Annotated in this window: 17 protein-coding genes and 1 pseudogene; 7 read left to right on the top strand and 11 right to left on the bottom strand. The window is 66.6% G+C overall.

Annotated elements, in window-relative coordinates:
• Positions 1-3 precede the first annotated feature (3 nt).
• From BMI01S_RS13690 to BMI01S_RS13680, 3 genes are all read left to right on the top strand, one after another.
• On the top strand, positions 4-717 hold the full coding sequence (locus tag BMI01S_RS13690; protein ID WP_028210229.1) for a response regulator: 714 nt from the start codon (positions 4-6) through the stop codon (positions 715-717).
• Positions 717-2,114, top strand: a complete 1,398-nt coding sequence (locus BMI01S_RS13685; protein ID WP_028230448.1) for an ATP-binding protein — start codon at positions 717-719, stop codon at positions 2,112-2,114. The genes BMI01S_RS13690 and BMI01S_RS13685 overlap by 1 nt, the downstream gene beginning before the upstream one ends.
• A 188-nt stretch (positions 2,115-2,302) precedes the next feature.
• Positions 2,303-3,070 (top strand): DUF4410 domain-containing protein, encoded by a 768-nt coding sequence (locus BMI01S_RS13680; protein ID WP_028230447.1) that lies wholly within the window; start codon positions 2,303-2,305, stop codon positions 3,068-3,070.
• Between the two features lie 117 nt (positions 3,071-3,187).
• Here the strand turns inward: BMI01S_RS13680 and hpnR are convergent, their stop codons facing one another.
• The 3 genes from hpnR to BMI01S_RS13665 form a co-directional block, all read right to left on the bottom strand.
• Positions 3,188-4,732: a hopanoid C-3 methylase HpnR gene (hpnR, locus tag BMI01S_RS13675; RefSeq protein ID WP_028230446.1), complete on the bottom strand. Its 1,545-nt coding sequence runs from the start codon at positions 4,730-4,732 to the stop codon at positions 3,188-3,190.
• A gap of 98 nt (positions 4,733-4,830) precedes the next feature.
• Entirely contained in the window at positions 4,831-6,321 is a 1,491-nt protein-coding gene (locus BMI01S_RS13670) for a GntP family permease (RefSeq protein ID WP_036044465.1), read from the bottom strand.
• Positions 6,318-7,367: a patatin-like phospholipase family protein gene (locus BMI01S_RS13665; protein WP_028230444.1), complete on the bottom strand. Its 1,050-nt coding sequence runs from the start codon at positions 7,365-7,367 to the stop codon at positions 6,318-6,320. The genes BMI01S_RS13670 and BMI01S_RS13665 overlap by 4 nt, the downstream gene beginning before the upstream one ends.
• Before the next feature lie 219 nt (positions 7,368-7,586).
• On the opposite strand from BMI01S_RS13665, the pseudogene BMI01S_RS42985 reads away from it, so the two are divergent.
• Positions 7,587-8,183 (top strand): annotated as a pseudogene (locus BMI01S_RS42985) (uracil-DNA glycosylase family protein); the annotation flags it as partial.
• Positions 8,184-8,228: 45 nt separating this feature from the next.
• Positions 8,229-8,612 carry a DUF488 domain-containing protein gene (locus BMI01S_RS42980; RefSeq protein WP_306303690.1) on the top strand — a complete coding sequence of 128 codons (384 nt, stop codon included), beginning with the start codon at positions 8,229-8,231 and terminating at the stop codon, positions 8,610-8,612.
• An 817-nt stretch (positions 8,613-9,429) separates the two neighbouring features.
• Here BMI01S_RS42980 and BMI01S_RS13655 read toward each other — a convergent pair.
• From BMI01S_RS13655 to BMI01S_RS13625, 7 genes are all read right to left on the bottom strand, one after another.
• Positions 9,430-9,639 (bottom strand): hypothetical protein, encoded by a 210-nt coding sequence (locus tag BMI01S_RS13655; RefSeq protein WP_028210234.1) that lies wholly within the window; start codon positions 9,637-9,639, stop codon positions 9,430-9,432.
• A gap of 212 nt (positions 9,640-9,851) precedes the next feature.
• Complete coding sequence (locus BMI01S_RS13650; RefSeq protein WP_028210235.1) at positions 9,852-10,280, bottom strand: Hsp20/alpha crystallin family protein; 429 nt, start codon at positions 10,278-10,280, stop codon at positions 9,852-9,854.
• A gap of 252 nt (positions 10,281-10,532) precedes the next feature.
• Positions 10,533-11,279: an acetoacetyl-CoA reductase gene (gene phbB / locus BMI01S_RS13645; protein WP_028210236.1), complete on the bottom strand. Its 747-nt coding sequence runs from the start codon at positions 11,277-11,279 to the stop codon at positions 10,533-10,535.
• Positions 11,269-11,805: a hypothetical protein gene (locus BMI01S_RS13640; protein WP_028230443.1), complete on the bottom strand. Its 537-nt coding sequence runs from the start codon at positions 11,803-11,805 to the stop codon at positions 11,269-11,271. Before BMI01S_RS13640 ends, phbB begins: the two co-directional genes overlap by 11 nt.
• A gap of 452 nt (positions 11,806-12,257) precedes the next feature.
• The gene (locus BMI01S_RS13635; RefSeq protein ID WP_028210238.1) at positions 12,258-12,719 is read right to left on the bottom strand and encodes a universal stress protein; all 462 of its coding nucleotides are present in this window, start codon (positions 12,717-12,719) and stop codon (positions 12,258-12,260) included.
• A gap of 256 nt (positions 12,720-12,975) precedes the next feature.
• Positions 12,976-13,962, bottom strand: coding sequence for a zinc-dependent alcohol dehydrogenase family protein (locus BMI01S_RS13630; RefSeq protein WP_028210239.1), 987 nt, complete (start codon positions 13,960-13,962; stop codon positions 12,976-12,978).
• 189 nt (positions 13,963-14,151) lie between these two features.
• Positions 14,152-15,129 (bottom strand): hypothetical protein, encoded by a 978-nt coding sequence (locus BMI01S_RS13625; RefSeq protein WP_028210240.1) that lies wholly within the window; start codon positions 15,127-15,129, stop codon positions 14,152-14,154.
• 202 nt (positions 15,130-15,331) lie between these two features.
• Here BMI01S_RS13625 and BMI01S_RS13620 point away from each other — a divergent pair, with 202 nt between their 5' ends.
• Positions 15,332-17,029 (top strand): bifunctional aminoglycoside phosphotransferase/ATP-binding protein, encoded by a 1,698-nt coding sequence (locus BMI01S_RS13620; protein WP_051381352.1) that lies wholly within the window; start codon positions 15,332-15,334, stop codon positions 17,027-17,029.
• Positions 17,030-17,098: 69 nt separating this feature from the next.
• On the opposite strand, the gene BMI01S_RS13615 is transcribed toward BMI01S_RS13620, so the two are convergent.
• The gene (locus BMI01S_RS13615) at positions 17,099-17,503 is read right to left on the bottom strand and encodes a transposase (protein ID WP_051381350.1); all 405 of its coding nucleotides are present in this window, start codon (positions 17,501-17,503) and stop codon (positions 17,099-17,101) included.
• A 177-nt stretch (positions 17,504-17,680) separates the two neighbouring features.
• Between BMI01S_RS13615 and BMI01S_RS13610 the strand changes: the two genes are divergently transcribed.
• Positions 17,681-18,508 (top strand): DUF72 domain-containing protein, encoded by an 828-nt coding sequence (locus BMI01S_RS13610; protein ID WP_036018060.1) that lies wholly within the window; start codon positions 17,681-17,683, stop codon positions 18,506-18,508.
• Positions 18,509-18,510 lie beyond the last annotated feature (2 nt).

The following is an 18,510-nucleotide window of genomic DNA, read 5'->3' as shown; positions in this document are numbered from 1 at the left end:
CCCATGGAGCAGGCAGGCAGGATCATCGTGCTCGACGACGAAGCCGAGCTGCGCAACATGCTGCAGCGCTTCCTCACGAGCCAGGGCTTCGAGGTGCGCGCCGTCGCCGACGGCAAGCGCCTCGACCGCCTGCTCCAGCGCGAACCGTACGACCTGCTCGTGCTCGATCTCATGATGGAGCCCGAAGACGGCCTCACGGTGTGCCGCCGCCTGCGCGCCGAAGGCCAGACGCTGCCGATCCTCATGCTCACCGCCAAGGGCGACGCCGCCGACAAGGTGATCGGCCTCGAAACCGGCGCCGACGACTACCTCGCCAAGCCGTTCCTGCCCGACGAGCTGGTCGCGCGCATCCGTGCGCTGCTGCGCCGCCAGAAGATGGCCGCGGCCGAACCGACCGTCACGTCGCAGATGCTGCGCTTCGGCGACTTCACGTTCGACGTCGGCAAACAGACGCTCTACCGCGACGGCGCACCGGTCGAAGTTCACTCGGCGCAGATGCTGCTGCTTCATGCGCTCGGCTCGTCGCCCAATCGCGCGGTGAGCCGCGAAAACCTGCTGGCCCGCGCGCGCGGGCGCGACCACAATGCGCTCGACCGCAGCGTCGACGTGCAGATCCTGCGCCTGCGCCAGATCGTCGAGGACGATCCGGCCAAACCGCGCTTCATCAAGACGGTCTGGGGCATCGGCTACATGCTGGTGGCCGGCGTCGAACCGTAATGCGGCTCGGGATTCCGCGCTCGCTCCTCTCGCGCAACATTGCGCTGCTGGTGGCGCTCGTCGCGTTCTCGCAAATTTGCTCGATCAGCGTGCTGCTGCATTTCGTGCAGCGCCCGCGCATCGAGCGCGCGTCGATCATCTTCGCGGACTACGTGAAGCTGCTCGATATGACGCTCGCGTCCATGCCGCCCGCCGAGGCCCGTACTGCGACCGCGCGCCTGAACGCGCGGGCGGCAGCGCCACCGGACACGCCTGCCGATACCCACCCGAGCCTCGGCGACTTTTTTCGCACGTGGCAGCGCGACGTCTTCGTCGAAGCGCTGCAACGCCATCTGCCGCCCGACCTGCTGGTGCGCTGGGAGGAGAGCCGCGACGGGAAGACGCTCGCAACCGACGACGAAGCCGCGCAGGAGCACCTGTGGATCCGCCTTCACGCGGCGGGCGAGCCCATATGGATCGCACTCCCGATGACCGCCGACGTGCGCGCGAGCGGCATCACCCCCGCGTTGGCCCTCTCCGCTGCGCTCGCTCTGCTAGCGGCGCTCGCCGGCTACCTGTTGCAACGCCACATCAACGAGCCGCTGCGCAAGCTCGCGCGCGCGGCGCGGCGCGTGAGCGCGGGCGAAAAGCCCGCGCCGCTGCCCACCGACGGCCCGACCGAAATCGCCCAGGTGAGCCGCGCTTTCAACCAGATGACTGAAGCGCTGCAGCAGGCCGAGGCCACGCGCGCATTGATGCTGGCCGGCGTTTCGCACGATATCCGCACGCCGCTCACGAAACTGCGCCTCGCGATTGCGATGGCGCTGCCGCGCGGCAGCAACGATGCGCTCGTGGCCTCATCAGAGAGCTACCTCGACCAGATCGATACGATCCTCCAGCAGTTCATGGATTACGCAGGCAGCGGCGAGCGCGAAGCGCCGCAGCCCGGCGACCTCAACGCGCTCGCCGGCCAACTCGTTGCCGATTTCGCCGGACTCGGACACGAATTCGACTTCGACGAGGGCGAATTGCCGGTGTTCGAATTCCGGCCCGTCGCCGTTATGCGCCTCTTGATGAATCTCATGCAGAACGCTGTGAATTACGGCCGCACAGGTCTGACGATTCGCACCTGGCGAGACGGCGACGCTGCCTGCATCGTCGTTGCCGACCGGGGCAACGGCATCCGCGCCGAAGCGCTGGAGCGTCTGAAATCGCCCTTCAGCCGCGGCGCGAACGCCCGCACGCACTCGGGCGGCTCGGGGCTCGGGCTCGCCATCGTCGAGCGAATCGCGCGACTGCACGGCGGCTCGCTGAACTTCCGCGACCGCGAAGGGGGTGGCCTCGAAGCTGTCGTGCGCCTGCCGCTGAACCGGCCCGCCGCCGGCCCGAAAGACGCGCAGCCTGCCGAGCGCACGTGACATGATTCGACATAATTTGCGCGTGGATTTCACATGCCCTTCCCCCCATACTTGCGCCTGAGCCTGAGCAACGGAACGTAGCAAACCGGAGCCCAGACGCCGAAGCACCACGGTCGATAGTTCGCCATCCTTACTGATTTGCGAGTATCGGCAGACACGAGACACGCTTTCAGTTAAAGGACATCGACATGCAAACGCTCATCCAGTTCCTCGTCAACAAGGTCAAGCGCATCGCGGGCACCGCGTTTCTCGCGGGCGCGCTTTTCGCGAGCGGCTGCGCATCGGCTGCGCCGGTCGTGCAGACGAACGGACCGTTCCCCCAACTGCACGCCGACGTCATCTATGTCTACGCGTTCGACGCCAGCGCCGGCCAGGTGCAGCTCGACAACACCGGCATGATGCACAGGCTCAAGGCGATGGAGAGCGGCGAGTCCTCGGCGCAGCAGCAACAGCAGGCGGCGGAACAAACGCGCGAGCATCTCGCCGATCAACTCGTGAGCGAACTCCAGAAAATCGGCCTGCCCGCCGTGCGCATGGATGGTCCCGCGCCCGCCGGCCGCAGCGCCCTGATCGTGGAAGGCCGCATCGACTCGATGGACGCGGGCAGCAGCCGCCGCCGCATGCTGATCGGCCTCGGCGCGGGCAAGAGCGAAGTAGGCGCGACGATCGCCGTGCTGTACCAGCCGGCCAACGGCGCCGCGCCCCAGCCGCTCCTGAGCTTCGAAACGAAGGCGGACAGCGGCCATATGCCCGGCATGGCGGAAACCGCCGGCGTGGGCGCGGCTGCGGGTCATGTCGCGACGGCGGCCGTGGTTGGCGGCGGTCTCCACGGCGCCTCCGAAGCGAAGCGGGACACGCTCTCCTCGGACGCCGGCAAACTGGCCCGCTCGATCGCGAAGGAAGTCGCGCAGGTCAGCAAGGAAAATGGCTGGATGGAAGCGGCGACGAAGAGCTAAAACGGAGCAACGCGCAGCACGGCGCGCAGCGGCGGCGGATCGATACCGTCGCCGCATTTTTATTCGAGCGGCAACGAGCCGACAACCCGGCGAGATGGACAAAGCGCAAACGAGACTTCAGCCGAGGCCCATGCGCGTCTCGTCGACGAACTTCTCCGTCGCGTCGTCGATCTTGCGGCCCCTGCGGCCAGTGGGACCATGAATATAGACGGTTTTCATATCGGTCTGCCGCGCGCCGTTCATGCCGGGCGGCGGCGTCATCTCGTAGCGGACGTCGCGCGCGTGGTCGGCCATCTGCAGGCGCGGATCGAACACCGAGTTGAAGCGCCACAGCATGCGCACGAAATTGGTCTGGCCGCGCAACAGCAAGTGCGCGGCTTGCCCCGCCGCGCCACGCAGCGCGGTCCAGCCCAGATGCTTGCGGTTGAGCACCTGCTGCGTGCGCACGAGCTCCGCGTAGAACTCGGGCAGCGGGAGCCGGGTCGGCACCACGGCGTGCTGGATGTCGTAAAGGCGATAGTCGAGGCTCGTGAGCCGGCGGCCCTCGCGCTGCCAGCTCTCCGTGCCGGGATACGGCGTGTTCACGCTGATATTGACGATTTCCGGGATCGCCAGGCACCACTGGCGTATCGTTTCGAAGCGCCCACGGTCCCAGTCCGGATCGGCGATCAAGTTGATCGCCACCGTGATCCCCAGCGAACGCGCGAATTCGAGCGCCTCGAAATTGCGGTCGAGGCTGATGCGCTTGCGAAACGCCTTGAGCCCTGCCTCGTCGATCGCCTCCAGGCCGAGGAACATGTACCTCAGACCGATGGACGCCCACAGGCGGAATACGTCCTTGTTGCGCAGAAGTACGTCGCCGCGCGTTTCCAGGTAGTAGCGCTTCGCAATGCCGCGCCGCTTGATCGCTTCGCCTATCGCCATGCCATGCTCGGCGTGCACGAACGCGACATCGTCGACGATGAACACGCCCGGCTCGCGCAGCGCCGCCAGTTCCTCCACGACGACTTCGGGGCTGCGCGTGCGATAGCTGCGCCCGTAAAACGTCCAGGCGCTGCAAAACGTGCAGTCCCACGGGCAGCCCCGCGCGAATTCGATGGAGGCGCAAGGATCGAGCGTGCCGATGAAATACTTGCGCCGATGCCGCAGCAGATCGCGCGCGGGCCGCACGGGATCGAGGTTCTCGACGAAACGCGGCGGCGGCCCGGAGCCCTCGCGCGTCACGACGCCGGGCACCGCGAGCAGACCTTCGCCGCGCGCCGCCGCGTCGAGCAGCGCAGTCACGGAAGCCTCGCCTTCGCCGCGCAGCACGCAGTCGATCGCGCCTTCGGCATGGCGCAACAGATCGTGCGCGGTGAACGACACGCTGTGGCCGCCCACGAATACGAAGCACGAAGGCAGCGCGGCCTTCACGGCCTTCGAAAGGTCGATGATCTCGGGAATGTTGGCCAGATAATTGCCGGAAAAGCAGAGTGCATCGGGCTGCCAGCCACGCACCGTGCGCATGAGGTCGCGGTGCGTCTGAACCTGCAAATCGAGGAGCCGCACGTCGTGACCCGCGTCGCGCGCCGTGCCTGCCACGGCTTCGAGGCCCAGCGGTTCGAGCCTCAGGAATACGCGCGTGTACATCAGTCCGCTCGGGTGGACAGCAAGCAATTTCATGAAGCCCCCTTGCCAACGGCCGCTGCTCCGCGGGCATCTGCGGACGTTCGCGCTCTGGTGCCGCGCGTGCGCGCTCGCCGCAGCGGCGCGTGCAAGCCTCAGAAGCTGCCGAACAGCGAGCCCAGCACGATCACCACGGCGAGCGCGATGATCGCGCTGACGATGCTCACGACCACGAGGTCGCCGTAGCTCTCGCGGTGTGTCGAGCCGCACACGGCCAGCAGCGTGACCACGGCGCCGTTGTGCGGCAGGCTGTCCAGCGTGCCTGCTGACATGACGGCCACGCGGTGCAGCAAGGCGGGATCGATCCCGTGCTGGGCAGCGAGCTGCATATAGGTGCCGCCGAGCGCGTCGAGGGCGATGGTCAGGCCACCGGATGCCGACCCCGTCAGCCCGGAGAGCAGGTTCGTGGCCACGGCGAGCGAAACGAGCGGGCCGCCGCCGATGCCGAGCACCCAGTCGCGCACGGCCTCGAACGCGGGCAATGCCGCGATCACCGCACCGTAGCCCACGAGGCTGCCCACGCTGAGCACCGGCAGCACCGATGCGTTGGCCCCCGCATCTACACTGTCGCGCAGCGTGCCGAGCCGCCTGCGGTTCAACGCCACCAGCACGACGATGCCCAGCGCGAGCGCAACCGACACGCCCCATACGCCCGCCACGGCCGAGAGCGTGGTCGCCCCCCAGCGCGGTTCGGCGAGATACGAAGCGTCGATGCGCGGGAACACCACGACGTTCATTACGAAGTTCATCGCCACCACGACGACGAGCGGCGCAAGCGCGACGAACGGCGCTGGCGGTCCGGCGTGGTCCGATACGGCCGCGCCGGTGCCGATCTCGGCAGGGTCGAAGGCCTGCGCGAGGCTCGCGCGCTCGCGCACGAGCGAGGACTTGCCGCGCGCTTCGTCGTCGGCGCCGCCGTGGTCCGGCTCGACGAAGCCCTCGCCATTGCGCCGCGCCGCCGCCGCCGCGCGCCCGAGCCACCACAGGCCGAAGCCCGCCATCACGAGACTCGCGATGACACCGAGGCCGGGCGCCGCGAACGGCGTCGTGCCGAAGAACGGCATCGGAATCGCGTTTTGCAGCGCCGGCGTGCCGGGCAGCGCCGACATCGTGAACGTGGACGTGCCGAGCATGATCGCGGCAGGCATCAGGCGGCGCGGGATATCGGCGGAGCGAAAGAGAGCCTGCGCCATCGGCGCGAGCACGAAGAACGCCACGAAGAGACTCACGCCGCCATAGGTGACGAGCGCGCCGCCCAGCACCACGGCCACGATCGCGTGGCGTGTGCCCAGCTTGTCGATCATGAGGCGCGCGACGGCATCGACCGAGCCGCTGTCTTCCATCAGCTTGCCGAACAGCGAGCCGAGCAGGAAGATCGGGAAGAACTGCGCGAGAAAGCGGCCCGTGCTCGACATGAACGTCTGTGTCCAGTGCGCGAGCACCGGCTCGCCCGAAACGAGCGCGGCCACTATCGCGCACAGCGGCGCGAGCAGCAGCACGCTCCAGCCGCGAAACGCAAGCCAGATGAGGAGCGCGAGGCTCGCGAGCATGCCCCCGAGTCCGATGACCAACGCGCCGGCGCTCATTGCAGCACCCCGTCGAGCAGCGCTTCGAAATCGAACGTCGACGTCTTGCCGAGTTGCGCGCCGTGCTGCGCAAGGAACTCGTCGGCGGCACGGCGGCCCTCGTCGCGTAGCATCGAGATGAACGACCACTCCGCGTTGAGCTTCGACGAGGCGCCGAGCGTGGCGAGCTTCTCGCTATGCACGCGATGCAGGCGCATGTTGGCCCAGCGGCGGCCTTCCTCGCTGCCCGCGTCTGCGACCTTGTGCAGCAGGGCCATCATGCGCAACTCCTTGATGAGCGGCGAATTGAACGCGATCTCGTTCATGCGGTTGATGATGTCGCGCGCGGAGCGCGGCGTGCCCGCGCGCTCCACGGGATTGACCTGCACGAGAATGCCGTCGACCGCAGCGGTCTCGCGGATGAGCGGTGTAATGGTGGGGTTGCCCGTGTAGCCGCCGTCCCAGTAGGCCTCGCCGTCGATTTCGACGGCCTGGAAGAGCGTGGGCAGGCACGCCGACGCGAGCAACGCGTCGGGCGTCAGGTCGGCGTTGCGGAACACGCGCGCCTGGCCGTTGCTGACGCGCGTGGCCGTGACGAAGAGCTTGATGCGGGAGTTGCGCAGCGCGTCGAAGTCGATGATCTCGGCGAGGATCGCGCGCAGCGGGTTCACCCTCCCCGGGTTCAGGTCGTAAGGGGACACCACGCGCGCCATCATGTCGAGTGCGACGAACATCGGCGAATGATCGAGCGTCCAGCGGCCGAGCAGCACGTCGATGGGGCCGCGCCGGAACGGGCTGAAGCGTGCGGCGTCGGCCACGCGGCGCCAGAAGCGCTCGAGTGCGTCGCGCGCGCCCGCCGCGCCGTCGCGCGCATGGCCGCTCGCGAGCACGGCCGCGTTCATCGCGCCGGCCGACGTGCCCGAGATGCCCTCGATCTGCAGCCAGGGCTCATCGAGCAGGCGATCGAGCACGCCCCATGTGTACGCGCCGTGCGAGCCGCCGCCTTGCAGCGCGAGATCGACGAGCAAGGGTTCGGTGCGGGGTGACGGCTCGGCTTCGGCAGGCATCGCGGCTCCGTTCGGGATTGACCACTGGCGAGAGTACAGGAAAAGCGCAAATGGCCTCCCGAACATGACGCAGCGCGCCATCGATACGCGATCGGCAGCGAGTCGGCGAAGCCGGGCAGGCTGCGTCCCGTTCGCCGGGCGGCATCACGGACGATGCCCGCCTATCGGAAGGCAACCCCTTTGGTAGACTGGTTGTCCCGCTCATTTCCTCCGCCTGTCGTGCCGACTACCCGAGCGCTGCGCCCTCTCCCAGAACTGCTCGCGGAAATCCGCGCGTGCCGCGCCTGCGCGCACGCGCTCCCGCTCGGCCCGCGTCCGGTACTCCAGGCGAGCGCGACGGCGCGTCTCTTGATCGTGGGCCAGGCGCCCGGCGCGAAGGTTCATGCATCGGGCATCCCTTGGGACGATGCAAGCGGCGAGCGCCTGCGCGCTTGGCTCGGCGTCGATAGCAAGACGTTCTACGACGCCGCCCAGGTCGCGCTCGTGCCGATGGGCTTTTGCTACCCCGGCCGCGGCAGCGGCGGAGACAACCCGCCTCGCCCGGAATGCGCGCCGCTCTGGCACGAAGAGCTCGTCGGACAGCTGGGGCACGTAAGCCTCACGCTGCTGGTCGGCCAGTACGCGCAGCGTTACTTTCTGGGCGACCGGCGCAAGACGTCCCTCACCGAAACCGTCGCGGCATGGCGCGAGTACGCGCCTGACTTCGTGCCGCTGCCGCACCCCTCGCCGCGCAACCAGGCCTGGTTCAAACGCCACCCGTGGTTCGGGCACGAGGTGGTGCCGGCCTTGCAGGAACGCGTGGGCGCGCTCTTTGCGCCAACGAAATCCGCGGCGCGGGATGAGCAATCCGTGCAATCCGCAATGAAGGACTCGACGATGACGAAACACGCAATCGATATCCAGCGTGTCTACGAACCCCTGCCGGACGACGGGCACCACTGCTTTCTGGTGGACCGCCTCTGGCCGCGCGGCCTGAGCAAAGAAAGGCTCGCGAACGTGGAATGGCTGAAGGAAGTGGCGCCGAGCACGGAATTGCGCCAATGGTTCCACAAAGACCCTGAGCAGTGGACCGAATTCAAGAAGCGCTATCTGGCCGAACTGAACGCCAGCCCGGACGCCTGGCAGCCGCTCGCCCAGGCGGCCGCCGAGGGGCACATCACCCTGCTCTATGGCTCGCACGACACGGAGCGCAATCACGCGATCGTGTTGCGCGATTATCTGGAGAAAAAGTCACGCGGCAAGTAAGGTAACGACGCGCGGCACGCCATTCGGCGCGCCGGGGTCGCGATTTTGCAGACGCGGCAGAGCGCGCATCGGCGGGGCGAATCGGCGTCGTTGACAGCGTATTCATAGTTGCTCTCCATCATTTGATGGAGGCGAATCGTAAGTCGAGACAATATAGTTCACGTGGGGTAGCAATAGCGACTTCCCGTCCTTCGGCAATCGGGAGCCCTCTCCGATGCCCGAAAATAGATTGACATAGGCAACACGAAAAGCATGCCTTGCTTCGAGTGCCAGGCCCTTCCCGCCGCCCGCGAATCATCTTAAGAATGTAAAAAACACTGATTTTTCGTTTAAATCAGTTCCTCATTGGTTCGTTATCCTGTATTTGCGTTTTGCAGAGCAGCGCCTCCGATTCATGGCATCGATAACGTTATTCATCTTCGTTTGCATTCCTATACAACTGGAGCCTTATATGAAACCCCTTGCTTCTTTGCTTACGCGGCGGTGCATACTCCCTTGCAAACCTCGTCAAGACAAAGGTCTGTGACATTGTTGCACCGGCGGGCAATCCGTTGCAAGCGCCCTACTACTTGATCTTCAAGAACTCCGACCCAGCCACACTTGGCTACGGCGGGAACGAGTAGCCGAAAGGCGGGCTGGGCGGGCTCGATTGCGGGCTTCGTGGCGCGAAGCCCGGAAACCTCGCTGCATCAAAGGACCAGCACTGTGCCGTAGCGAACCATGCGCCGCATGACAGGAATGTCACGAGCGTAGCGCAACGCACTCCACATCGCTCGATGCGCGAGACCTGGCCTCGCCTCATGCAAGAGGCCCCGGTTCAAGCACTGCGCTCGTCGCCCTCATGCGTGAGACGCCGCAGCAGTTCGCGGCCGCGGTTGGTGAGGCGCAATGTGGAGTCGCCGCCCGCTTCGTCCATTTCGACGAGCCGGTAGCGGTGAAGCGCCAGAAAGTCGGAATCGAGCGTCTGTATGGGCGTGTTCGCGTCGCGGATCAGCAGTAACGTCGCCAGTTCATGGTGGCTGAGCATCGGATTTCTCCAGTCCTGCATTTAGCAGTCTTGCCCAGCATAGCGAGTCAATCGGACAGTTTCGCTACAGTTGTGTTGCACCGTGTTACGCGCCGAACATCGATGACGCGTTGCCCGCCGCGACACGAAAGCACCTGAGCATGAGGAAAATGAAAACGGCGCGCAGCTGCTTGAGACACCGTTGCGCACCGCCGGCCGAGATCGCTGCGGCCTTAGTTGATTTCGAGGCGCTTACGGGCCCCAGCCGCCCGCTTCGGCAGCGTAAGGGTTAGCACGCCGTCCTTGTATTGGGCGCTCGCCTTTTCATCGTCGATTTCCGCAGCGAGCGTGAATGCGCGGCTCACACTGCCCGAATACCGTTCACGGCGCACGACGCGCTCGCCTTCCTTCAACTCGCCGCCCCGCTCGACTTTTGCCGCAATCGAAACCAGATTTCCCTCGATCTTGACGTCGATATCCTTCTTCTCTACGCCGGGCATTTCGGCCTTTACGGTGTAGCCGGCCTCGTCTTCCGTCACGTCGACGCGAACGCTTGCCGCCTGTGTTTCCACGCCCGCCGCGCGCAACGGACGGAATAGTCCCTGAAACAGATCGGGCACACCGTCCAGCGAAAACGGATCATAGCGAGAGATATTGCTCATTGATGCCTCCATGGACCGAACGGTTTCCTTACCCGCGCAACGATATGCACTGCAACGGACTCCTCAATTTCCACACGGTCGGCGCCGGTGCGCAATGCCCCGCTGCGGACGCCGATGGAAAATCGGCGGCAACGAAACGCGCCGCTCTCGCCGCGCGGCCGATGCCGCTCATGGTTCCAACATGCAGGCACCTGGCCCGTTTACAAGCCCCCTTCTCGATGCAGCCAAAAAAATTCTTGACCGCGCGGCACGTCATTGCATGTGCATGCCGCCGTTGATCGCGATGTCGGCGCCGGTGATGAACGCCGCGTCGTCCGAGCAGAGGAACGCCACGAGCGCCGCGACCTCGGCCGGCTGGCCGAGGCGGCCCACCGGAATCTGCGGCAGGATGCGGGAATCCAGCACGTCCTTCGGCACGGCTTCCACCATCTGCGTGGCGAGGTAGCCCGGCGACACCGTATTGACCGTCACGCCCTTCCTGGCCACTTCCAGTGCGAGCGCCTTCGTGAAACCATGCATGCCCGCCTTCGCCGCGGCGTAGTTGGTCTGCCCGAACGCGCCGCGCGAGCCGTTGACCGAGCCGATATTGATGATGCGCCCGAAGCCTCGCTCGATCATGCCGGGCAAGAACGGCTTCGTCACATTGAAGAGCGCGTCGAGGTCGGTGCGCAGCACCCTGTCCCAATCGGTTTTTGACATCTTCACGAAACTGCGGTCGCACGTGATGCCGGCGTTGTTGATGAGCACATCGACCTGCCCGAGATCGCCGAGCGCTTGCTGCGCCGCACGCTCGCACGCCTCGCAGTCGGCGACGTTCATTTCATGGCAGCCGAAGTCGCGGCCCGCCGCGCGCTCCGCGGCAAGCCAGGCATCCGCTCGGGGGCTCGCGGCCGAGCACGAGACGGCGACGGTCATGCCCGCGTCATGCAGGCGCCGGCTGATCGCTTCGCCGAGGCCGCCCATGCCGCCCGTCACGAAGGCAACGCGCTTAGTGGCCATGCTGACCTCCCCCTGCGTTCGCACCCTGGGCACGGCCGGCGCCCGAGGAACTCGCCGGATAAGCGGCGCCGTTCGTCGCGCTGTTCATTGCACGTTCGAAAGCGGCCATCCACTCGCGCATCGGCAGCGCGCCCGGTGCGTTGGCTGCCCCTGCTTGCGCACCCGCGCAGGCCTGCTGCCACTGCTGCGTGACGTCGCGGGCCGTGTCGGACCACATGCTCGCGCCTTGCATCGCCGCCGCGGCGCCTTCCTGCCAGAGGGACGTGCACGCGCCGACATACTCGCGCCACACCGATTGCGTGGCGATCGCGAAATCGGTCCAGTCGCGCGCGGTGCGCAGCGCCTCGATGGCGCCCTGCAGCGCTTCGCGATCGCGCTCGACGCGGCGCTGCTCCAGCTTCAGAACCCGCTCGCGCCATTCCTGTTGGCCGACGAGCCATTGCAGCGCAGCATTGGCACTGGTGCGGTATGTATCAAATGCGGCGCCAAGCGGCGCACCGGATGAGAATGGGGAAGCAGCTGGCATGTCAATCTCCTCCATAAGTAGTTTGCGCCCGGCTCACGGCCCAATGCATTTGCCGCGGTCGGGGACCGCGGCGGAACTGCGGCGAGCGAAAGGAAAGCGCTTCACGCGCGACGATGGTGGACGAAATGCTTCGGAGTGCCGCGTGTTCACAAGATAGCCGGCCCAAGCCAACATCATAGGCACGAAGATGGGTTCGCGCGTGACGATTGGTCAATTCGCCGCGTGATCGCGTCACATTGCGGGATGGCTGATGCGCAGCGATTCAAACGACGTTTCTCGCAGTTATTCGCGACCGATCGCCAGGCCGCCGAACGCATGCAGCGAGAACGCAAAAGATAACGGGAGTCCGGGCGGACAAAAGTTCCGCAAATGCTTACCGGCCGATCGCGCCCTCTCCGCTCACGGGGAGGTGGATCGGCCGGGTGATCGGCCAGTGAAGCCGGGCGCCCGATTCAGGCCGCCGACACCTCTTCGTCGCGCACCAGCATGACCGGCCGGTCCGCCATGCGCAGGAACGATTCGGCCACGCTCCCCAGCAACAGTCGCTTCACGCCCGAAAGGCCGCGCGTGCCCATCACGACGAGATCCGCGCCGTCCTCCGCGGCGATGCGCGCGATCACCACGGCGATCTCCTCGCCGCTGGCGTCCGCCGCGCGCGTGGTGCCCGCCACCTGGGCCTGCGCGAAGACCATCCTGGCTTCTTCGAGCGCCGCCGTCGCGGCATCGTTTTCGGCCGAGCTGCGCACCTGCTCCTCCGCGAAACCGGCGCTCACGTCCGCGAGCCGCGCCGGATGCCGCACCACGCAAAGCGCCTGGACCGTGCCGCCGGTCGCCTTCGCGATCTTCACGGCCTCGTCCAGTGCGCGCCGGCCGCTACGGCTGCCATCTACCGCTACCAGAATCTGCTTGTACATCGTGGACCTCCCGGGCGTCGCCCATGATGCGCGGCATGGCCGCGCGCGGACTTCGTGAGCGTCCCGCGCGACGGTCGGCCGGCCGTTGCAAGGCGCGCCGGCTCTCGGAGCGCGCGCCATCTAAAAATCTTTGTAGCGCATTTGGGTGCGGATGCGCGCACGGGTCGGTGCGACGCGTTGTCGCCATTCCGTCACCGAGCGTCACCTTCGCCATCCCATTGAATCGACCGCGCCATGGATCCGGGCGGCGGCACGCTCATCGCATCGTGAGCACCGCCGCACCCGTCAGCCGCCCCTCGCGCAAATCGGCCAGCGCCTCGTTGGCGCGCACGAGCGGATACGGCGTGGTTTCGATTTCGAGCTTGTGGCGCGCGGCGATCGCCATGAAGGTCGTGCCGTCCTCGCGCGTGAGGTTCGCCACCGAAACGATGCGCCGCTCCTCCCACAACCACGCGTAGGGAAACGAGGGAATGTCGCTCATGTGGATACCGCCGCACACGACCGTGCCGCCCTTCGTCACGGCGCGCAGCGCGGCGGGCACGAGCGCGCCGACCGGCGCGAACAGCAGCGCCGCGTCCAGCGCCTCGGGCGCGCGTTCGTCGCTGCCGCCCGCCCATGCCGCGCCAAGGCGCCGGGCAAATTGCTGCGCCGCCGTATCGCCGGGACGCGTGAACGCGTAGACCGTGCGCCCCTGTTGACGCGCGACCTGCGCGACGATATGCGCCGCCGCGCCGAAACCGTAAATGCCGATGCGTTGCGCGTCACCCGCCATCGCGAGCGACCGATAGCCGATGAGCCCCGCGCACAGGAGCGGCGCGGCTTCGACGTCGCTGTACTGGCGCGGCAGATGAAAGCAGTAGCGGGCGTCGGCGACGGTGCGCGTGGCGTAGCCGCCGTCGATGGTGTAGCCGGTGAAGCCGGGTGCGTCGCAGAGGTTCTCGCGCCCGTCGGCGCAGAAGCGGCAATGGCCGCAGGTGTGACCGAGCCATGGCACGCCCACGCGGTCGCCGGTCGCGAAACCGGTCACGCCCGCCCCGAGCGCCGCGACCGTGCCGACGATCTCGTGACCGGGAATGACGGGCTTTTTCGGGTGCTCAAGATCGCCGTCCACGACGTGCAGGTCGGTGCGGCACACGCCGCACGCGCGGACGTCGAGCAGCAGTTCGCCCTCGCCCGGCGCCGGGTCGGGTAACTCCGCTTCACGCAGCCGCGGATTCCCGCCGTCGAACACCATTGCCCGCATCGCCATCCTCCTCGCCTGGGTGCGGCCCTCGCGCCGCATCTACCCTCATGAAACCATGTTAGGCGGTCGGGCGGCTCATCGCGTGCCGCGTGCCCGATTCGCAACCGCAGCTGGCGCATGCACGTCTCGTCAAGCGGCGGCGAATCGTCTCGGGTCTGCCCGGCCGCGCTCGGGTCAGGTCCGGTGAAATCACGCCGACACTGGCTTGGAGCGCCCGAAGACGCGCGCGAACGCCGCGACGAACGCATCGAGCCGCTTCGAGTCGAGACAGTCGATGCCTGCCGCACTCACCCGGCCGTTGCCGCCGGGGAATGCGCGGCAGAGCTCGTCCGCGCCGCGCGGCTGGGCGAGCGGCGCACGCACGCTCACCGCATAGTTGCCGTCCGGGTTCACGCTCAGCACCGCGTGCGCGCGCGAAGGCTCCTCGTTTGCGAGGACGTTGGCGAACACGCCGCGTACGCGCCGCGCCCACGGCTCATCGGGCAGCACGCACACACTGCCGTACTGCAGCGCGATGAGCGGCGCAATGGCCTGGGCCAGTTCGAGGTCGTCGCGACGACAACGGGCAAGTTGCCCCACGATGGGCTCTGCGGCGATGAAATCGAACGGGCTCGCGTACGGCTTCAGCGCAGCGTACAGATCGAGCGGCGCGATCACGAGGTCTTCGACACAGTCGCCGTAGGCGTTGTAGTTGATCGACTCGCCAAGTTCGCGCAGCTGCCCGGCCTGCGCGGCGTCGAGCCCGGCCTGCTGCACCAGGGCGCGCGCGGTGTCCGGGAGGTTGTCGCCCCACGCGGCGGCGATCGCCCACGCCCGGTAGCGGCCCGCGAGGTGCCGGTCGACGAGCACGCTCGTGCAGACCTGCGCCGTGGTGTCGATATGCGCCACGAGATTCGTGCATATGGGCAGGTCACCCGCATGATGATGGTCGAAATATTCGACCTCGATACCCTTGGCAAGCAGCGCCGTGAGCGCCGCGCGGTTTACGTCGAAGGAAATGTCGAGCACCGTGAGCGAGTCGCCCGGCCGGGCGGGCACGCGCCCGACCAGCGCGATGTCGCGCTTCGCGCCGGTGATGAGCGTCGCCTCTCGCGGCCTTGCGAGGCGCAGCTGATGCAGTGCGCAGATGCCGTCCGCGTCGCCGTTGAATACGTCGAAATGCGCCATGTCTTTCGAGCTTCCCCTTTGGTTGAACTTGACAGTATCGCGCAGCCTCGCCGGATCGCACAAAACGTGCAATATCCCGGGGTCGTCGCAGGCCGTTTCAGTCAAGGCGGCGCTATGCCGCACAGCGGGCTTCAGGCACCCGCTCGCGTGTATGCTCGTCCGTACGCCGCATTGCTGCCGCCCCCGGATTCCCAAGCTATTCATGCCGATGTCCGACAACCCGACCTCACGCCACGTCCTCAACCGTCTGCGCGCGGCGCACCGCCACGGCCGCCTCGTGGACGCGGCGCTCTCGCGCGCGTCGACCTACGCGCATCCGGCCGGGCGCGTCGTGCGCATCGAAACGCATATCTCCGTCGTCTATCTCGCCGGGCGGTATGCGTACAAGATCATGAAGCCTGTCGATTTCGGCTTTGTCGATTTCGTTGGACTCGAAGCTCGACGCCGATGCTGCGAAGCTGAAATTCGCCTGAATGCGCCGTTTGCGGGACGGATCTATTGCGATGTTCGCCAGTTGCTTTTCGATGGACGGCGTTGCCGACTCGGGCGTGGCATCTGCAAACGGGCGCCTCCTCCCCGACGCGACGACGCGGAAGTCATCGACTATGCGGTCCGCATGCGACGCTTCGACCAGCGCCTGTTGTTTTCGAACCTGCTCTCGCACGGCGAACTGAGCGCTTCGGACATCGATGCGGCTGCAACGAAGCTGGCCGCTAGTCATCGCCACGCGCGCCGGGCCGGCAATGGGCCGCGGGCGCCCGTGGCACGGCTCGGCTCCGCGGCATTGCTGCGTGACCAGGTCCTCGCGGCGCTCGCGCCTCTCGAAGACGACCCGCGCACCGCCGATGCCGTGGGTCGGTCGGCGTTGCGCGCAACGTGCGAAAGCGAACTCGCGAGACTCGCGCTCCACGTCGACTCACGTCGCGCGCAGGGGTACGTGCGCGCCTGCCACGGCGATCTCCATCTCGACAATATCGTGCGAAGCGGCCAGCACGCATTGATGTTCGACTGCATCGAATTCAGCGACGAGCTGCGCTGGATCGACGTGACCTGCGATCTCGCCTTCCTGCTGATGGATCTGCGCGCGCACGGCGACGAAGAGCACGCGCATCGTTTGGTCAATCGCTACCTCGAAGCAACGGGGGATTTCGCGGGACTCGCGGCGTTGCGGCTCTACGTCGTCTATCGCGCGCTTGTGCGGGCACGGGTGGCGTTGCTCAAGGCCGAGCCGCCTGAAATGTGCGACGCGCCCGCTGCCGCACGCGGCATCACGTCGTACCTCAACCTGGCGGCAAACGAGGCGCGTGACATGCGCGAGCGTGCGCCGTGGCTTCTGCTGTGCCACGGATTCTCGGGTTCGGGAAAATCGGTCGCGAGCCGTGCGCTCGCCGACATGAGCGGGGCCATCAGGGTATCGAGCGATCTCGAACGAAAGCGCCGCGCGCCGTTCGCCGCGCCCGCGCTCGACGCACTCCCGCCAGGCGCCTACACCCAAGCCGCGCTCGACGCCCACTACCAACGTCTTGTCGCGCATGTGCGCGATGTCCTTAACGCGGGCTATACGACGCTCGTGGATGCTACGTTTCTGAAGGCAGCGCATCGTGCGCGTTTCGCAGCACTCGCGCACGAGCTGAACCGGCCGATGCTGATCTTGAACTTCCACGCACCGCATGCTCGACTTGCCGAGCGCGTGAATGCGCGTGCGCGCGGGCCGCGAAACGCTTCCGACGCGGGCGCTGAAGTGCTCGCCGCACAGATCGCGCAAGCCGATGCGCTCGACGCGCACGAGCGGCAGCACACCGTCGATCTTGATACCGATGTGGCAATCGAGGCGTTTTCGCGTCCGCAATGGTGGGCGCCGCTGTTCGGGCGCCTGCACGCGGAAGGCGGGAAAATTTGACCCACCAGCGGACCCATCAACCGCTGCCGGAACCCAGCAGCTGCCCGCTCGACGATCAACGATTGACGATCAACGCTCGACGAACGGACGCACGAGCGGCCAACGCAGCGTGGAAGCGACCGGAAAGCGTGGCCTGCGGCCGACCGGCGCAGACCACGGCCGCATGCGCGCAGAGATCGCCTCGCACAGCAGCAGCCCTTCCTCGCCGTGCAGACGTTCCATGGCGCGATGGACAAGGCCGGCCTCGAACCACACCTTGAAACGGCGATGGCAGGTTCGGAAATCGGGATAGCACTCGGGCATTTTCGACCAGACCGAGCCGGTCGCCAGCACCCAGAGGATTCCCGCGAAAACGAGGCGGGGATTATGTGCAGGGCGCCCGCGACGACGAGGATCGACGCGGATTTCGTGAAACATCGGCTCGATGCTGCGCCATTGCGCATCTGTCAGTTCCGGAGATATGCGGGAAGACATCTGATGATCCATATGAGGTTGTCTGACACAACTACAGTAGCCTCCCAGCCGACAAGAAAATATCGGACGATGCCTAAAATGGCCGACGAATGCCGACACGCGCGCCGACGCGACGACCGTGGCGCGGCCGCAGCGTTGCGCTACACTGCGCCTTCCGGCAACGGCAGTGGAGTTCCGATGGCGTCTTCATCCCGTTCGAAATCCCGGCAGGGCCAGATTCGCGTGGGCGTCGGCGGCTGGATCTATGCGCCGTGGCGCGGTGCGTTCTATCCCAAGGGACTCGCGCAGCGCCGCGAACTGGAGTACGCAAGCCGCCATCTCTCGACGCTGGAGATCAACAGTACGTATTACGGCGCGCAGCGCCCGGAAAGCTTCAGGCGCTGGCACGATGAAACGCCCGACGACTTCGTCTTCTCCGTGAAGGGTCCCCGCTTTGCAATGAATCGCCGCGTGCTGGCCGAAGCCGGCGCCGCGATAGCGCGTTTCATGAACGGCGGCGTGCTGAACCTGCGCGGCAAGCTCGGGCCGATCAACTGGCAGCTCGCGCCGGGCAAGCGATTCGATCCTGAGGATTACGCGAGATTTCTCGAACTGCTACCGCGCGAGGGCGACGGCCGTCCGCTGCGGCACGCGCTCGAAGTCCGCGATGCGAGCTTTTGTACGCCGGAATTCGTCGCGCTCGCCCGCGAGCACAATGCGGCCATCGTCGTCTCCGGCGATTCCGATTACCCGCTGATCGCCGATATCAGCGCGCCATTCGTCTATGCACGGATCATGGGCACTGCGCAGAGCCACGCGCAAGGCTATGCATCCGCCGATCTCGACCGCTGGGCCGAGCGCGCGCTTGCCTGGTCGCGCGGCGAGACGCCCGGCGATCTCCCGACCTATGCGAAGCCGGTCGCCGCGAAAACTGGCCGGGACGTTTTTCTCTACGTCATCAGCGGCTTCAAGGAACGGAACCCGGCGGCGGCGATGGCCTTGATCGAACGTCTGGGCACGCGTTAGCT

This window comes from Paraburkholderia mimosarum LMG 23256 = NBRC 106338, assembly GCF_000739815.1.
Lineage (GTDB): Bacteria > Pseudomonadota > Gammaproteobacteria > Burkholderiales > Burkholderiaceae > Paraburkholderia > Paraburkholderia mimosarum.
The sequence above is the reverse complement of the archived record's forward strand: the minus strand, read 5'-3'. Positions and strand labels throughout refer to the sequence as shown.

What these genes read in the sequence shown, in the direction of transcription:
- BMI01S_RS13680 (WP_028230447.1), top strand. Translation starts at nt 2,303, where the DNA reads ATGCAAACGCTCATCCAGTTCCTCGTCAACAAGGTCAAGCGCATCGCG.
- BMI01S_RS13685 (WP_028230448.1), top strand. Translation starts at nt 717, where the DNA reads ATGCGGCTCGGGATTCCGCGCTCGCTCCTCTCGCGCAACATTGCGCTG.
- BMI01S_RS13665 (WP_028230444.1), bottom strand. Translation starts at nt 7,367, where the DNA reads ATGCCTGCCGAAGCCGAGCCGTCACCCCGCACCGAACCCTTGCTCGTC.
- BMI01S_RS13640 (WP_028230443.1), bottom strand. Translation starts at nt 11,805, where the DNA reads ATGCCAGCTGCTTCCCCATTCTCATCCGGTGCGCCGCTTGGCGCCGCA.
- BMI01S_RS13655 (WP_028210234.1), bottom strand. Translation starts at nt 9,639, where the DNA reads ATGCTCAGCCACCATGAACTGGCGACGTTACTGCTGATCCGCGACGCG.
- BMI01S_RS13630 (WP_028210239.1), bottom strand. Translation starts at nt 13,962, where the DNA reads ATGCGGGCAATGGTGTTCGACGGCGGGAATCCGCGGCTGCGTGAAGCG.
- BMI01S_RS13625 (WP_028210240.1), bottom strand. Translation starts at nt 15,129, where the DNA reads ATGGCGCATTTCGACGTATTCAACGGCGACGCGGACGGCATCTGCGCA.
- phbB (WP_028210236.1), bottom strand. Translation starts at nt 11,279, where the DNA reads ATGGCCACTAAGCGCGTTGCCTTCGTGACGGGCGGCATGGGCGGCCTC.
- BMI01S_RS13620 (WP_051381352.1), top strand. Translation starts at nt 15,332, where the DNA reads ATGCCGATGTCCGACAACCCGACCTCACGCCACGTCCTCAACCGTCTG.
- BMI01S_RS13615 (WP_051381350.1), bottom strand. Translation starts at nt 17,503, where the DNA reads ATGTCTTCCCGCATATCTCCGGAACTGACAGATGCGCAATGGCGCAGC.
- BMI01S_RS13690 (WP_028210229.1), top strand. Translation starts at nt 4, where the DNA reads ATGGAGCAGGCAGGCAGGATCATCGTGCTCGACGACGAAGCCGAGCTG.
- BMI01S_RS13610 (WP_036018060.1), top strand. Translation starts at nt 17,681, where the DNA reads ATGGCGTCTTCATCCCGTTCGAAATCCCGGCAGGGCCAGATTCGCGTG.
- BMI01S_RS13635 (WP_028210238.1), bottom strand. Translation starts at nt 12,719, where the DNA reads ATGTACAAGCAGATTCTGGTAGCGGTAGATGGCAGCCGTAGCGGCCGG.
- BMI01S_RS13670 (WP_036044465.1), bottom strand. Translation starts at nt 6,321, where the DNA reads ATGAGCGCCGGCGCGTTGGTCATCGGACTCGGGGGCATGCTCGCGAGC.
- BMI01S_RS13650 (WP_028210235.1), bottom strand. Translation starts at nt 10,280, where the DNA reads ATGAGCAATATCTCTCGCTATGATCCGTTTTCGCTGGACGGTGTGCCC.
- BMI01S_RS42980 (WP_306303690.1), top strand. Translation starts at nt 8,229, where the DNA reads ATGAAGGACTCGACGATGACGAAACACGCAATCGATATCCAGCGTGTC.
- hpnR (WP_028230446.1), bottom strand. Translation starts at nt 4,732, where the DNA reads ATGAAATTGCTTGCTGTCCACCCGAGCGGACTGATGTACACGCGCGTA.